This is a genomic window from Pedobacter sp. GR22-6 (genome assembly GCF_037402555.1).
In the GTDB taxonomy this organism is placed as follows: domain Bacteria; phylum Bacteroidota; class Bacteroidia; order Sphingobacteriales; family Sphingobacteriaceae; genus Pedobacter.
In genome coordinates this window covers 69,582-83,057 of the sequence record NZ_JBBEUC010000006.1, presented here as the reverse complement: position 1 = coordinate 83,057, position 13,476 = coordinate 69,582, and the positions used below count along the sequence as shown (strand labels likewise).

Sequence of the window (13,476 nt, the reverse complement as noted above, 5' to 3'; positions counted from 1 at the left end):
TACAGAAACTTCCCTTTATATTTTTCTTGGCAGATATCCTGCCTGGAGCAGATTTGATGCCAGTTTTTTTATTGTTTTGTTTAAGCTTCTTCGTTTCCGGATGCATTACCGGCGAGGTCCCCGGCGATGTCATCTTCTTCTTCCTCGGTATCAGGCTCTTGGTTTTCCTGTTCGTCCTGAAAGGTGTTGTCGTCCTGTGGATCTTTATATTTTTGGTTTTCGTTTTCCGGATCTCTGGGATCTGTGTTTGCTGTTGTCATGATCTTGTTTTTTTAGGTGATTGTCTGATAGACTAAACAGCTTGTTTAGGTCCGGGTTTCATTAGTTTTGTTTTTTTTAGCGCTATCCTGGAGTGGTAGGATGAACTCTTTATGGCCTTTGGCCCGTCTACAGGTAGCAGACTATCCTACTTGATGGCTTTCTTCTTCCCGATGTACTTATAAAATTTCAGTTGTTTGTTTTCCAGATCGACTTTGGCTATTCCGGCTCTCATGCCAAGAAAGATGTTTTGATCATCGAAGGTGGCCATTGAATTGGGGTACAGTCCTCCCCAGAAAGTTTTTTCGAACAGGGTTTCTTTTTTTAATTCCTTGATGAGGTAGAAGTTGTTGTAGGAAACAACAAGGATTTGATCTTTGTATACCGCTGCCAGTTGAGGTGCGTCTTCGAATTTGATGACTCCCTGATAGCTGAAAGGTGCTGTATGGGTATTCAGTTCATATAAGGCGCCCTGGTTATAAGTGAGGTGGGCCAGGCCCTCGATAAAGTAAATTTTATCCCGGTAGATGAAAATGTCTGTAACATTACCGTTTTTGATAAGGACGCTTTCTTTAGAACGGCTCTTTTGCTGAAAACTGAGCGCCCCTCCCCATTCTCCGCGATTAACGCCGATAAGTGTGCCCCCCGGGATCCTTAGTTTGACTGTGTTTTGGTAGTTGTTCGGTTTAACGACCAGTTTGCCCTTTTCCTGAGCAACATTAAATTCATAGTTGGAGAAATTCCATTTTCTTTTCTCCTCGGCTCCTGCGGTATCCAGGTTGACTTCTACGAAGTCTCTGGGGATTTTAGGGCTATTCTGGCCCTGGCAGAGGTTGCCTAGGCTCAGTAGGATTGTAATGAAGAATGTGATGCGGAGCGTCATGTTGGATTTGACTTGGGCTATGTTTGTTTAAAGATAGGAAAATATGGCAGTTTATCATCAGCTCTTTAGCAGTGGCGCAATTCAATAGCAATGCGATTTCAATCAAACATGTTTTTGATTTACCTAAATTGGCGCCGTGAAAAATAGGAAGAGATGACAAATTACCATTTGATAAAATCATTTAATGAATTCAGCATTCACGAGCTTTATGCGGTGCTGAGACTGCGTAATGAGGTTTTTATAATAGAGCAGAACTGTCCCTACCTGGATTTGGATGGCAAGGACCAGGAGAGTTTTCATTTGCTTTATTATGTGAAGGATCAACTGGCGGCTTATACCAGGCTACTGCCTGCCGGCTTATCTTACGAGGAGCCTTCTATCGGTCGTGTGATCACGGCGCCGTCTTTTCGCGGCATCGGTTTGGGTAAGCTTTTGATGGAGGCTTCAATTGATGGTTGTTATGAAAAGTTCGGTATTTGCGGCATTCGCATCAGTGCGCAGTACCACTTATCCAAATTTTATAGTTCTCTAGGGTTCGCGGAGGTTGGTCAGGTGTATGATGAAGACGGGATTCCGCACATTCAAATGTTCAGAGCGCCACTGGGTAAGCACTAAAATCCATTTATTGCGATCTGTATTGCGGCATTTTCTTTTCGTAAATTACACAGCTGATCATGAAAGGACGATCCTGGATCAGATCCCTCTTCGATTTTCCTTGACCATCATTATAATCAAGAGAACCCCTCTGAAAGTTATTGTAAAAAATAAGCCGAAAGTCAGCATCAGCAAATTGCCATTAGTTAAAGATACTCCTCATTGGTAAAATCTCCGGTACTATTCCGCGATGCGCAGCATTTACCTGGTATTGTCGGGCCTCCTCACGCAGCACAACCACACCAAGCTTCGAATGGAGTTATCGCTATAACAACCACTTTCCACCTTCCCTAACTAGTCTGGATATCTACTATCCATTAACCAAGAGCATGTAATGCTCCTGGTTAATGGTATCCTGAATAGGATGACTAGGCTAGTTTCCAGACTTCAAACGACATCTTAATTATTAGCTGATCACTCGATCCGGTCAACATAAGGTTCATCTCCTTCTTTAGGTACCCTGCTCCCCAGATCCATAGATCCAGTTTCGCTGGCGCTTATTACCTGTTGTCTGATTTGCTGTAATGCATTGTTATCCCCGATCAAGTCGATCAGTTCCTTGGCCTCCTGGAGGCTGGCCTCTATTGTAATTCTCATACCACTTCTTCCCTTAATTTACTGCCCTCAGACCTCTTCCGAATCGTCATTCCCAGCCGCATTTCCTGCCAGGTCACCGGAAATGTCGTCCTCCTCTTCTAACTCATCAGGATTATTGTTTTCCTGCTCATCCTGTACAGTGTTATCGTCTTGCGGATCTTTGTACTTTTCCTGATCTCTTGGATCTGTATTTTCAAATACCATAATGTATATGTCTAGGTTTGTGAATAATTATAAATTGAATAGTCCGACAATCCTTGGTTTGTTCCCTTTCATTCCAAGGAGCAAATTCGGTACAAGTCTACCTGATATTCGCTAAAGCTCGGCTGAAAATGCTATATATTGGGCTTGGCTAAGTCAAGTCCGGTACCTTCCCCGCCTGGATGTCTTCCTTAATAGTTTTGGCCTTCTCAACCCATTCCGGCACCCTTTCCTGCAGGTCTTCTTTGATATCTTCGAATCGGCTGACACCAAATTCGTCTTTTTTAGTAAGGTATTCCACTGCTTTGTAGATGGCGATACCGATTAATGCGTGTTTAATAAATCCCATGATATTCAGTTTTTAATATTGATGTGTTTGCCGTTTATCGACGACTAGTCAACAACTTGATCGATGATAAGTTTCCTATTTTAACAAAACACACGATACTCCGATTTTCTTTCTTAGCTTTTGATAAAGCATTGATTTCCTTTTGAGGCTCAGGCACTCAATTGATCATTACCTCATGTTATCCTCAAGTCATTATTAAATTTTAATTGCATCGCCTCTCTGAGTATTTGACCCGGTTTAATGAAAGAGTATACTTTTTATGTTGCGTTTTTTGGCGCAACCGTTCATCATTTCAATAATCTTCCTCGGATTTGGTGTAGCCCGGCTGATACATCCAATAACATATTCATTGTATTTTAATCACATAAACAACTGAATATCAAATGCACTTATCGCTTTCACATAATATACACCTAACATACACTCTTTTTCAATTCTGCTGACTTTCTTTGCATCGTTGAATCATGAAATCCAGTACTCATTGATGAGGAAATGACTGCTTCAACAATTGATTTGATGAAAAGACATGATGATAACTTGAAACGATTATCAGGGCTGCTGACCGAAGAGATTACAACTGGTGCCGAAAAAGAACCGCTAGACTCAGGTCAGATGTCCGACACACTCAGCAAATCACAGGCTTACCGTTTATACGGCAGGGACAATGTGGACCGCTGGTGTAAAGAAAGCCTGATCCATCCGGTTAGCCTCGGCGGTTCAGGTAAGAAAAAATTCATCGACCGGCTAAAACTCGAGGCTGTTGCCCGGGCAAGTAACCGAATGATTTACCTACCGATCAGTGACCGGTAGGTAATCGGCTTGGATATCTTAAGCTTGGTCTGCTGGTCGCTTACTCCAATTTTCAGTTGCTTAACTTTAAGTTTCGCAGCACGGCAGTTACACCTTGGGTTGCAAAATCCTGTTACAGTTATTTTTGCTTCAAATTGCTGTCCGCAATACTCGCAAATTCTGGTTATTCTGATGTTTGAACTCATCGCATTATTTGTGTTTAATTGTGCTTACTTGTGTTTATTTGTGTGTGGATGTCTGGTTAGCTCTCCCAACTTTTTTGCCGAGGTACAAACTGAAATCCGAGGTACAAGTACAAGACAAGAATATGCTAAATGAGCGAAAAAGTCAAAAACCAACGGGCAACAAAAAACCGCTTAAAGGTTTCTTCGAAGCGGTTTTGTCAAAATTTTGTGTCTACTTTTTAGGGCTGTTTTTGGTTCTTACTTTCCGATACACAAATTATAACACACTATAAAACAATGACTTGTTAAAAACAAGTAACATTTTAGATTTGCCGAAAATCATCGGTAGTAATTTAGCCTGTAATGTTGACAACTATGGTAAAAATACTTAAATTTTGGTATTTGATATAGTTATCTTATTTGCTAGACATTCATATTTCACCTTGGTCGCTAGTGCACAAATCTCGAACTTTTTCCTATCTGATTTAGCTTTAATGGCCGATTTTTTTGAAAAAATAAATAATGGTGATTTTCTTTCAAACGACCTAAATAAAGCAATTCCACTCTTTTATTCGACTATGAAAAATAGTACAGAATCACATGTAAGTAACTGACAAATAAGCCACATTGTAACAAATGCAATAATTCTGTGCCTCAAAATCATGCTAACTTTCAATAAATTCATAAAGAAATATCAGGAAACAAAGGTTCTAGATATACACGAAATGAGCTTAAATAAAGGGATTTATTGGCTTAAAGGCGCAAATGGCTCAGGAAAGAGCACCTTACTGAAATCTTTAGCCGGTATTTTACATTTTGAAGGTGATGTTTTACTGGAGAAGCTAGTTAGTGTAAAAAAAAATAAGCGCGAATATCGCAGGTTGGTAAATTTCGCCGAAGCTGAACCTGTTTTCCCTGAATTCCTTACTGGAAAAGAGCTAATCGATATGTTCGCTAAAGCTAAGAGTGGAACAAACGAACAAAAGGAATTTTACACTCAGACAATTGGTCTTCAACCATATCTGAACCAGCCTTTAGGCACTTACTCTAGTGGTATGCTGAAAAAACTTTCTTTGATATTGGCTTTTATGGGGAAGCCAAAACTCATTTTACTAGATGAACCACTGATCACAGTAGATTTAACTTCTCTGGAAGTACTTTACAACTGGATTATTGAAAGAAACAAATCAGAAGACACCAGTTTTGTACTGGCTTCACACCAGTCTCTGGATGGATCTGGGATCCCGGTAGATGCCATACTCTCCATTAATGACAAGCAATTATTGTTAAGCGAATGAGGTCACCGATCAGAACTGTTTTGACCAAATCATTCGCCTGGAGGTTTTACAAAGAACATTCGGGAATACTCATTTTCTTTTTTGTAACAGTAATCAGCTATTGCTTTTTTATCAAAACCGCAGGGATTTACAGAAAAGAGGAATCTGTTTTCTATCACTTGATGCTAATGATGACTTTCCTGACTTCACCAGCTATTATGGTTGCAGTCTTTGTACTTTGGATATTTTATACCGTTAAGAGTTGGCAGTTCATTGGGCAAGAACTAAAGAAAAATCAATTCAAGTTTCTTTATTACAGTATTACATCCTCTAGCAAAGCAGCTCAGTTTTTTGCCTGGTGTTATGTGCAATTGATGATTTCGCTACCACTGATTGGATATTGGCTATTTGCAACAATCCTTGGCCTGATATATGGTTCCTTTTTAATTCCAGCTATCACATTTGTTTTTATTTTGATCTTAATTTGCCTGAGTGCACTTGTATATTTAAAATTCACAAACCAACTAGAGCGATCAAATTCAAATAGTGTACTCCTTCAACTTATCTCAGGTCGCAAAAAGAATATCTCCACGTTATTTCTTTATCAGCTATTAAACAGCGGCAAGCTTTCTTTTGTGCTTACTAAACTCTTTTCATGTCTAATCATCATGGGAATGATCAATATTTCCGCAATGGCATTAAATGATGATAGATTACCTTTAATATTTATACTTGCAATAGTTACTGCCCATAGTTTTTTGATTTATCAGTCGAACTACTTTCAGGAGAACAAACTCCGTTTGATGCGTAATTTACCGATCGGCCGCTTTCAACGTTTTATAAGTTTTTCCATGATTTGGTTTTTTTTAACTATACCAGAAACACTTTGGCTATTTTCTACATTTCCTTTACGGACTGCCTTGAATAGTGTTTTTACAGGGTTGAGTATTGCGCTGCTTTTTAATTCACTTCCATTACTTACCGGGCTCAGAATTTTCAGATATCTAATCTGGGTTTTCGCATTTTTTGTACTGCTATTTTATGGACTTGTCTGCGGAGGAAGTGACTTAATAGCTTTTGTTTGCCTGACTATTGCCTATCTGATCTTTTTTAATAGATATTATAAACCTCCTCAAATTAGTCTTTAGAAAAACCGTTAAGGAAATAAAGCGAAAAAACTCAGTAGTTTTCTGTACTACCGAGGTTTTTTTGTGGTCGCTAGTGCACAAATCTCGAACTTTTTCCTATCTGATTTAGCTTTAATGGCCGATTTTTTTGAAAAAATAAATGCGGACACTAGATAGTTATAAATTAAAGAATTAACTTACTTAAAAATTAAGAACAGGTAGTCCTACCAACATGTTTAACATATTCAAGAAGCCCAAAGGCAATATTAATAATCATCGCTTCAAAAATTTGTCAATTGATCTTCCCTCAAATTGGGAGTATGAATTTGAGCATGAAGATCAACAAGCATGTTATGATCCAAAATCACAAAGTACATTACGAATCAATATTTTACAGGTAACACCACCTAAAGAAACTATTGATCAAACAATACAAACACTAACTGCAAATATCCCTTACATTACAACTTCGAAAGGACTTCTATTAACCAATTCTACTTACTTCGACAGTCTTGAAGAGGACCAAAATATTACGCTTGTAACCTGGCGATTGATCAATTACAAATCAGTTCAAGTAACAATGGCAATTTTTACATACACGGTTTTAACAGCAGATAAGAACAGTACAAAGGAAAAAGAAATCATCAGTTTCATTGACAATTCGTTACAAAGCGCAGTTCTGATGTAAGTGTATGATTTATGTGGAGATTTCGGAGATAGTATCCACCTCTTTTCGGGCCAAAGTGTCCAGTCAATTTTCACCCAACGCTTTCTGGATCCCCTGGACCTGGCGCTAGGTATTTCTGCCTGATAAATGCGCTTAGATAAGCGTTAGTAGCCTCCCCAATTCAATTCTTTATAACTCTGTGTTTAGAATCCAGATTTTACCCTATTTTCAGTACGCTGAGCTTTCTGAAACTGCTCAGCAGACCAGGAATGCAGACCCCATATAAATGATGATTCAAAGCCTTTAAAATCAGTCAAGTGGATACTTTGGCTGAAATTAGTGGACATTTTGCAGCGAAATGGCTGGACAGCGGATTCCGAAATCAGGTGGACAGTATTGCCGAAACCTCCACCTTTAAAAGCATTTGTCAATTAAACGGAAATTTTAGATAGATTTACCCTTATGGAAGAAAGAACAAGATTTGTTTTCCCTGTTGCAGATTGGGAAAAAATCCCTTTAGAGGTATTTAAAACGACTCATCTGGAAGTGAAACAATATTTTCAGTCGCAACTGGAAGAAACAATCAGTGTTACGACAAAGACAACGCAATACGCGATCGGCTTTCTATCCTACTTATTTGCGGTAAGTGTATTCATTTTAACCAAACTGCATCCTTCTTGCTTTTTATATATCCTTTATACTTTTGCCACAATTGACATTGCGTTAGCAGGATGGATTGTTATGGGCAGAAAAGGCCACGAAACTGGCTTACGCTCAGATAACATCCTTACCCAAGACTTTGATGACCATGACAATTTCTGCGATACTGAAAAAGAAAAGCTAGCTTACTTGAATATGATTAAGTCTAATGAAATGAAGATAGATGACATTATAAAAGACAATGGAGAAAGAGGCATAAAATACAATGCGTTCCTCATCCTTACTATTATCCTCTTATTTTCGATCTCAATTTATACGCTGATCATTTCCCGCCACGGGTTTGCAGCGTCTTAACGGGTCTCACTGGTGGTTTAGTCACTTTAGCCATAGTCTTTATTTGCCGCTTTTTGTTTGAGTCGTTCTCACAGGCGGCTTGCTTTCTGTTGTTTGCTTTGCCATAATGTTAAAGGTAACAGAAATCTTCCGATTTTTCACCTAATTTTAAAGCGAAGCAGGCTTTTAAATAAATTAGCTTATTTTTATCTAGCCACTAAATTATAAGTTATGACGCATCTTTTTCTAGACACCAATATCTTCCTCCACTTTACATTTTTTGACCAAATCAAATGGAAGGATCTTGTAGGTGATGAGTTTAAAATTATACTCGCGCCGACAGTAATCGATGAACTAGATAAGCATAAGAGAAATCCAAATAGTAAAATCGCCAACCGTGCAAAAAAAGTATTGTCAAAAATAGATAGTCTATTGGAAGCAGACGAGTTGGCTTATCCGTTAGAATACCGCTTACAAAAGCCAAAAGAAGCAACTTTATCCAAATACAATTTAGAACGACAGGAGCAGGATGATTGCATCATAGCAACGATTCTGGAATTCATGGAAGAAGATCAGACAAAACTGGTCAGGTTTGTAACTCATGATACCGGGCCAAAGTTGAAATCTAAATTCCATGGAATTCAAACTTTAAAAATTCCTGAAGACTACCTTATCCCAAATGAAAAAACGGAAGAGGAGAAACTGATCGCAAAGCTAACAACGGAAAATTCAAGCTTAAAAAATAGAATTCCTAAAGTCAACCTTGCTTTTACAGGTAGTGGAGTTCTATTCAAACACCAGTTCAAGGAATTTACGGAATCTAGAGAAATGCTCGTTAATGACTTACACGAGGCTGAAAAACGTAAATTAAGCTATCTGGTAAAGGAAGAACCGAAACCAAAAGCCATTGCTCCACCTGATAATAGTGAAAACGAAACAAATGGATTTTCTTCTTTAGTGAATGTCGTGAATTTCGCCAACTTGAATTTTGGGTTTAACCAATTGAGTCAGGAACAAATGGATGATTACAACAAAGATCTTGACCAATATTTTTCGGATTATCTCACATATTTGTCTGCTGACTACCGATACAAACAAAAAAAGGCTTTAGCTTTCTCCATTAATTTAGAACTCCTTAATACCGGAAATGTTCCGGCAGAAGACATTGACATCTGGCTTCATTTCCCAGACGGTTTTTTGCTATATAATATGGCCGATTATAAAAAGAAACCATCGGCACCAAAAGTTCCCTACAAACCAAAAAGCCAGTTTGATCATCAACCCATGGACTTTTCGTTTATACACTCAATTAATAGACCGTCTATGCCGGATATGAGCAGTTTAAACACACCATCCATCAAAAAAACGAATAGCTATGAAGTAGAATACGGCTTTAAATTACTTAAACACAATCAATCAATTAAATTGAAACCACTTATTGTTCAATTCGAATCTTTTGAAGAAATCAAAAGCTTTTCTATAGAATACAGATTAATGATCAGCAATGTTCCTGATTTGATATCTGGAGAACTGAATGTAGTCTTGACGAAATAGTTGATTCTCAACAATTATCTTCTAACTAAGGTCTCATAGATCTCCTTACCAGTAATTTCAAAAGATGAACGATTATCATCGGTTACAATGGATAGCCTGATCTTATGGTCACTTTTCAAAAATAATGAAGAAAACTTGACCTGGCCAATAACTCTTAACGTATGCGATAATATAGGATCTCGTTGAACATTAACAACATGTTCCTCCCCTTCTAACATGATGGTTCTTTTAGTTTCATTCGCAAAATAATGCTCAACTTTCCCATTACTAACGGTAGAATTATAGATGTGAGCTTCTGTTCCCACAGGCCCCATCATTATGAAATCGATATGGTGAATTATAAGCTGGCCCAGATTAATTGCAACGATATCGAACTCCATAGGAACTTCAGCATTGGCACGCATCCAAGATTCTCCGTGTCCAACTGGGAATCTGGGTCGAAAAGTGACTTTAGCCTGGGTCCGGATTTGTCTATTAATTATATCCTTTACCTCCCAGTCATCCATTGCAACCGACTGAAAGTTATATCTCCGATAATATCTCTTATCAAATGCCTGGTGGGCGGTATTACTTTGTGGAATTTCAACAACATACACTGCAAGATTATCCACTGGATCTCCAATAATAACCGGATGAATTTTAACGCCGTGGATTTTGGGACTTATTCTAGAATTTATGATCTGCTCCAACGTCTCTTTAGAAAATGTATTTCTATCAATAGGATTAATATTTTCAGGAAGGTATTTGCCAGTTGCATTATTCTCTGTCATACCGTATATGATAATGCCTCCGTCGGAGTTTGCAAATGCCGAAACATCTTTTGCAATCTCATTTTTCTTCGCATCTGTTTTTTCCAGTGAACCTGATGCTTTATAATCTAGATTGATATTTTCTTCAATCTGTTCGTCGATATAGAATTGTAATTTAGCTTGATCCCAAGTCATAATAATTGCGTTAATTTAAAAGGATCAATATAGTCATAATTCTAAACAGAGCAACCGGAGCATCAGATATATCTTATCAGAAATACTCGCTTGTTATAATGTCACCTCAGTTTGAACAGCTGTATCATTTTGAACCTGATCAGACAGCTGCTTACATTCCGACTTCAGCAATTCATCCACCTCCGATTTAATCCGGATGTAATTCTCCATCACGTCCCCGTAACTTACAGGCTCAATAACTGGGATTGGTTTGTAAGCAGCTTCCTCCACTGCAATTGCCCCATGATCATTCTGGATTTCCGAATGGAACATCTTCAACTGAATCTTCTGATCCGGGTTATCGGCCACCATCCCCACAAACTCCCCGGAAGAAAGCGCTGAAATCTTAGCTGCCGGAATCGCATACTCCAGCTGCAAAGACCTGGAAATAGAAATATCCGAACTGTTGATACTCCGGCTCTCCCGATCCTGCATGATCTTCCCGAAATTCTCACTCAACTTCTTTGCTGTATCCCCGGTCACCTGCCCACTGATCACATTGCCTACAATCCCAACAATCACATCAGCCTGTTCCGAACCATAATCCTTCTTCAACTGGCTAAAGTCCTGAACCGCCAGTGTCGTCGCCACCTTGTTGCTCCTAGCCGTCGCAATCAAGCTGTCCATGTTGTTGAAATAAATCGTAGGAAATTCATCAAACACCAAACTGCTTTTCAACTGCGCCTTTCGGTTCACCAGTTTGATCATCCGGGAAACATACAAGGACAGTACAGCGCCGTATACCTGCAATTTTTGCGGGTTATTCCCCACACAGACAATCTTAGGTTCTTTTGGATTGTTGACATCCAGCGTGAAATCATTACCGCTGAGCACATAATACAGTTGCGGTGAAGACAACCTTGCCAGACCAATCTTAGCGGAGGCTATCTGCCCTTCCAGTTGTGCCATCGCCTTATTCTGCCAGGCAGAAATGAAAGGATTTACCAATACCTTAATTTCTTCCTCCTGTTGCAGAACAGAAAACAACTGGTCATAATCTGCCTGCATCAATTCGATCACATGCGGTAGTGTACAATACCGCCCCTTCTTATACTTCCTCAAATACCAGATCACAGCCGTTAAGAAATTGATTGGCGATTCCACGAAAAAATCCCCTTCTTTTTTGATCCAGCTTCGGTTCAGCCCCATCATGATGGTTCGGCTGGCTTCTGTCGCATCTGTCAGGTCGTCCATACTATCCGGATCCAGGGGATTGCAACGGTGCGTACGGTTCAGGTCGTCAAAATTGATCACATAGAATTTTGGCTTGACGGTATAGTTACCCTGGTATTTCACCAGTTTGTTGTAGGCAATCTTACTCAGGTCATCGAACTTAAAATCGTACAGGAACATGGAATAGCCTTTAGCGATGTGCTGGTCAATGATGTGCCGAATGATGAAATAAGATTTACCGGCACCCGGTGTGCCGGCTACCAGCAACCCACGGAATGGATTGATGACATTGATCCAGCTGTCTCTGATCTGATCTTTCAGCCTGTATTTAGCGGGCAGATTTACCGAATACTCATTTTCCAGCAGTCGTTCCTCCTGCGGAAAAGTCTCATTATCCGTATTAAAGATGTCCTTCTGTAACTTGTCTTTGATCAAACGACTCAATAGTGTGCCTCCTGTGAGTATCAACAAATACCCCGTTGTGGTTACTCCAATATAAGCCAGCGTGATCAGAACAGCACCTACCGGCATATAGAAGCAAAAGACACTTACGAAATACAGCAGCACTCCGGTGATCAGGTAAGCTACAATAGAATTGATGCGGATCTTTTCGTCTTTTTTGCCTTTAACGCCTAAAAGGGAGATCAGCAACAACAGTAAGCTGGCTAGTTTTGGTCTCAAGGTGTCTGCGAAAAGTCCTGTGCGTGCGATGTTATCAAACAGTCTATCGGTCAGTTCCGCGCTCAGACCCCAGTGAACAAATACCTGATAGCAGCACAGATAAAAATGAATGACCAGTATTACAATACTGATCAGCCGCGTGAGATCGATGATCTTACGCAGGGATTGAATGTCTTCTCCTGTATTCATGATTCTGGGTTATAGTCCTCGCTGCAGGTCGGTTTGTTGTCCCTTTTTTCTGCGTTTTTTCTTCAACTGGTTATTTACAGGATCGTAATCGGCTTTTGACAATAACAGATCGATAGAGTTGGTTGCAGTAATCTCTTCCATACTTGGTATCGGGGTGATCTCTTTGCTGTGAAAGCCCTTCTCGATGCGCTGTTGCATGGCTAATCTTTCTTCCAGGCTTCCGTTCTTCTGTGCATTGGCATACGCAAAAGTTTCTGTTAGCCCGCGCTGAAAACGGAACAACTGATCAAACAATCTTTCCCCTGAGTGTTTAAAGGCAGACCGGTTGAACTCTCCCATCTGCTTAGAATGCTTTTGATTTTTACCATCAGAGTTATTCATCGGACTGAGTTTGATTTTGTTACTGATGTCTTTACGGCTCACAATGATCTGAACATGCAGTTGCTCCCCTTCCTTTCGTTCCCCTGCTTTTTTAAGCCCCTTTTTCACTGCTGTATCTTTGTGCGAATAATACCGGTAGTTTTCGACCTTGCCGTACCAAAGCAGATCTTTATGGCTTTTAATTCCTGGTCGGTTAAAGTTTCTGGCATATTCGTTCATGACTTTCACCGCGTAAGCTTTTAGTACTTGCTTTACATCTTCTTCTTTATACAGGGCTTTCAGGTGGGCAATTTCCTTTTGACTGGGGCTGACGTTGATCAGGAAAAATTTAGCATCCTTCCTGCACAACTTGGCGATGTTCTGATCCATCCGGGATTTCACTTCATAAGATTCGATCTGCAGACCCTCGCCGTTAAACCAAGGTTCAGGAGCCTTCTTCGCATCTAGCCTGTTCTCTTTGTCCAGGTAGTGTACCAACTGGCCACTGCTGCCGGTATTATTGCCTTTCTCGCTATCGGTAATATTGATGTGCATG

The 13,476-nt window shown here is 39.7% G+C and carries 15 protein-coding genes; 7 read left to right on the top strand and 8 right to left on the bottom strand.

Annotated features, from left to right (window positions below):
- Positions 1 to 80: 80 nt before the first annotated feature.
- Together WAE59_RS22665 and WAE59_RS22660 are read right to left on the bottom strand one after the other, a co-directional pair.
- Positions 81 to 260, bottom strand: coding sequence for a hypothetical protein (locus tag WAE59_RS22665; protein WP_337858278.1), 180 nt, complete (start codon positions 258 to 260; stop codon positions 81 to 83).
- A 146-nt stretch (positions 261 to 406) separates the two neighbouring features.
- Positions 407 to 1,141, bottom strand: coding sequence for a hypothetical protein (locus tag WAE59_RS22660; RefSeq protein WP_337858277.1), 735 nt, complete (start codon positions 1,139 to 1,141; stop codon positions 407 to 409).
- A gap of 153 nt (positions 1,142 to 1,294) precedes the next feature.
- On the opposite strand from WAE59_RS22660, the gene WAE59_RS22655 reads away from it, so the two are divergent.
- Entirely contained in the window at positions 1,295 to 1,756 is a 462-nt protein-coding gene (locus tag WAE59_RS22655; RefSeq protein WP_337858276.1) for a GNAT family N-acetyltransferase, read from the top strand.
- Positions 1,757 to 2,209: 453 nt separating this feature from the next.
- On the opposite strand, the gene WAE59_RS22650 is transcribed toward WAE59_RS22655, so the two are convergent.
- The 3 genes from WAE59_RS22650 to WAE59_RS22640 form a co-directional block, all read right to left on the bottom strand.
- Complete coding sequence (locus WAE59_RS22650) at positions 2,210 to 2,392, bottom strand: hypothetical protein (protein ID WP_337858275.1); 183 nt, start codon at positions 2,390 to 2,392, stop codon at positions 2,210 to 2,212.
- 27 nt (positions 2,393 to 2,419) lie between these two features.
- The gene (locus WAE59_RS22645; protein ID WP_337858274.1) at positions 2,420 to 2,596 is read right to left on the bottom strand and encodes a hypothetical protein; all 177 of its coding nucleotides are present in this window, start codon (positions 2,594 to 2,596) and stop codon (positions 2,420 to 2,422) included.
- Between the two features lie 148 nt (positions 2,597 to 2,744).
- Positions 2,745 to 2,942: a YtxH domain-containing protein gene (locus WAE59_RS22640; RefSeq protein WP_337858273.1), complete on the bottom strand. Its 198-nt coding sequence runs from the start codon at positions 2,940 to 2,942 to the stop codon at positions 2,745 to 2,747.
- Between the two features lie 516 nt (positions 2,943 to 3,458).
- Between WAE59_RS22640 and WAE59_RS22635 the strand changes: the two genes are divergently transcribed.
- From WAE59_RS22635 to WAE59_RS22610, 6 genes are all read left to right on the top strand, one after another.
- Entirely contained in the window at positions 3,459 to 3,752 is a 294-nt protein-coding gene (locus WAE59_RS22635) for a hypothetical protein (RefSeq protein ID WP_337858272.1), read from the top strand.
- An 826-nt stretch (positions 3,753 to 4,578) separates the two neighbouring features.
- Positions 4,579 to 5,214: an ABC transporter ATP-binding protein gene (locus WAE59_RS22630; protein WP_337858271.1), complete on the top strand. Its 636-nt coding sequence runs from the start codon at positions 4,579 to 4,581 to the stop codon at positions 5,212 to 5,214.
- Positions 5,211 to 6,341: a hypothetical protein gene (locus tag WAE59_RS22625; RefSeq protein ID WP_337858270.1), complete on the top strand. Its 1,131-nt coding sequence runs from the start codon at positions 5,211 to 5,213 to the stop codon at positions 6,339 to 6,341. The genes WAE59_RS22630 and WAE59_RS22625 overlap by 4 nt, the downstream gene beginning before the upstream one ends.
- Before the next feature lie 211 nt (positions 6,342 to 6,552).
- The gene (locus WAE59_RS22620; protein WP_337858269.1) at positions 6,553 to 7,008 is read left to right on the top strand and encodes a hypothetical protein; all 456 of its coding nucleotides are present in this window, start codon (positions 6,553 to 6,555) and stop codon (positions 7,006 to 7,008) included.
- Between the two features lie 441 nt (positions 7,009 to 7,449).
- Positions 7,450 to 8,001: a hypothetical protein gene (locus WAE59_RS22615; protein WP_337858268.1), complete on the top strand. Its 552-nt coding sequence runs from the start codon at positions 7,450 to 7,452 to the stop codon at positions 7,999 to 8,001.
- A 210-nt stretch (positions 8,002 to 8,211) separates the two neighbouring features.
- Positions 8,212 to 9,534 (top strand): PIN domain-containing protein, encoded by a 1,323-nt coding sequence (locus tag WAE59_RS22610; protein WP_337858267.1) that lies wholly within the window; start codon positions 8,212 to 8,214, stop codon positions 9,532 to 9,534.
- Between the two features lie 14 nt (positions 9,535 to 9,548).
- Here WAE59_RS22610 and WAE59_RS22605 read toward each other — a convergent pair whose 3' ends face one another.
- From WAE59_RS22605 to WAE59_RS22595, 3 genes are all read right to left on the bottom strand, one after another.
- Positions 9,549 to 10,478: an AlbA family DNA-binding domain-containing protein gene (locus tag WAE59_RS22605; RefSeq protein ID WP_337858266.1), complete on the bottom strand. Its 930-nt coding sequence runs from the start codon at positions 10,476 to 10,478 to the stop codon at positions 9,549 to 9,551.
- A 93-nt stretch (positions 10,479 to 10,571) separates the two neighbouring features.
- Positions 10,572 to 12,560: a conjugal transfer protein MobC gene (gene mobC, locus WAE59_RS22600; protein WP_337858265.1), complete on the bottom strand. Its 1,989-nt coding sequence runs from the start codon at positions 12,558 to 12,560 to the stop codon at positions 10,572 to 10,574.
- A 9-nt stretch (positions 12,561 to 12,569) separates the two neighbouring features.
- Complete coding sequence (locus WAE59_RS22595) at positions 12,570 to 13,475, bottom strand: DUF5712 family protein (RefSeq protein WP_337858264.1); 906 nt, start codon at positions 13,473 to 13,475, stop codon at positions 12,570 to 12,572.
- Between the last annotated feature and the right edge of the window lies 1 nt (position 13,476).

What these genes read in the sequence shown, in the direction of transcription:
- WAE59_RS22665 (WP_337858278.1), bottom strand. Translation starts at nt 260, where the DNA reads ATGACAACAGCAAACACAGATCCCAGAGATCCGGAAAACGAAAACCAA.
- WAE59_RS22660 (WP_337858277.1), bottom strand. Translation starts at nt 1,141, where the DNA reads ATGACGCTCCGCATCACATTCTTCATTACAATCCTACTGAGCCTAGGC.
- WAE59_RS22655 (WP_337858276.1), top strand. Translation starts at nt 1,295, where the DNA reads ATGACAAATTACCATTTGATAAAATCATTTAATGAATTCAGCATTCAC.
- WAE59_RS22650 (WP_337858275.1), bottom strand. Translation starts at nt 2,392, where the DNA reads ATGAGAATTACAATAGAGGCCAGCCTCCAGGAGGCCAAGGAACTGATC.
- WAE59_RS22645 (WP_337858274.1), bottom strand. Translation starts at nt 2,596, where the DNA reads ATGGTATTTGAAAATACAGATCCAAGAGATCAGGAAAAGTACAAAGAT.
- WAE59_RS22640 (WP_337858273.1), bottom strand. Translation starts at nt 2,942, where the DNA reads ATGGGATTTATTAAACACGCATTAATCGGTATCGCCATCTACAAAGCA.
- WAE59_RS22635 (WP_337858272.1), top strand. Translation starts at nt 3,459, where the DNA reads ATGAAAAGACATGATGATAACTTGAAACGATTATCAGGGCTGCTGACC.
- WAE59_RS22630 (WP_337858271.1), top strand. Translation starts at nt 4,579, where the DNA reads ATGCTAACTTTCAATAAATTCATAAAGAAATATCAGGAAACAAAGGTT.
- WAE59_RS22625 (WP_337858270.1), top strand. Translation starts at nt 5,211, where the DNA reads ATGAGGTCACCGATCAGAACTGTTTTGACCAAATCATTCGCCTGGAGG.
- WAE59_RS22620 (WP_337858269.1), top strand. Translation starts at nt 6,553, where the DNA reads ATGTTTAACATATTCAAGAAGCCCAAAGGCAATATTAATAATCATCGC.
- WAE59_RS22615 (WP_337858268.1), top strand. Translation starts at nt 7,450, where the DNA reads ATGGAAGAAAGAACAAGATTTGTTTTCCCTGTTGCAGATTGGGAAAAA.
- WAE59_RS22610 (WP_337858267.1), top strand. Translation starts at nt 8,212, where the DNA reads ATGACGCATCTTTTTCTAGACACCAATATCTTCCTCCACTTTACATTT.
- WAE59_RS22605 (WP_337858266.1), bottom strand. Translation starts at nt 10,478, where the DNA reads ATGACTTGGGATCAAGCTAAATTACAATTCTATATCGACGAACAGATT.
- mobC (WP_337858265.1), bottom strand. Translation starts at nt 12,560, where the DNA reads ATGAATACAGGAGAAGACATTCAATCCCTGCGTAAGATCATCGATCTC.
- WAE59_RS22595 (WP_337858264.1), bottom strand. Translation starts at nt 13,475, where the DNA reads ATGCACATCAATATTACCGATAGCGAGAAAGGCAATAATACCGGCAGC.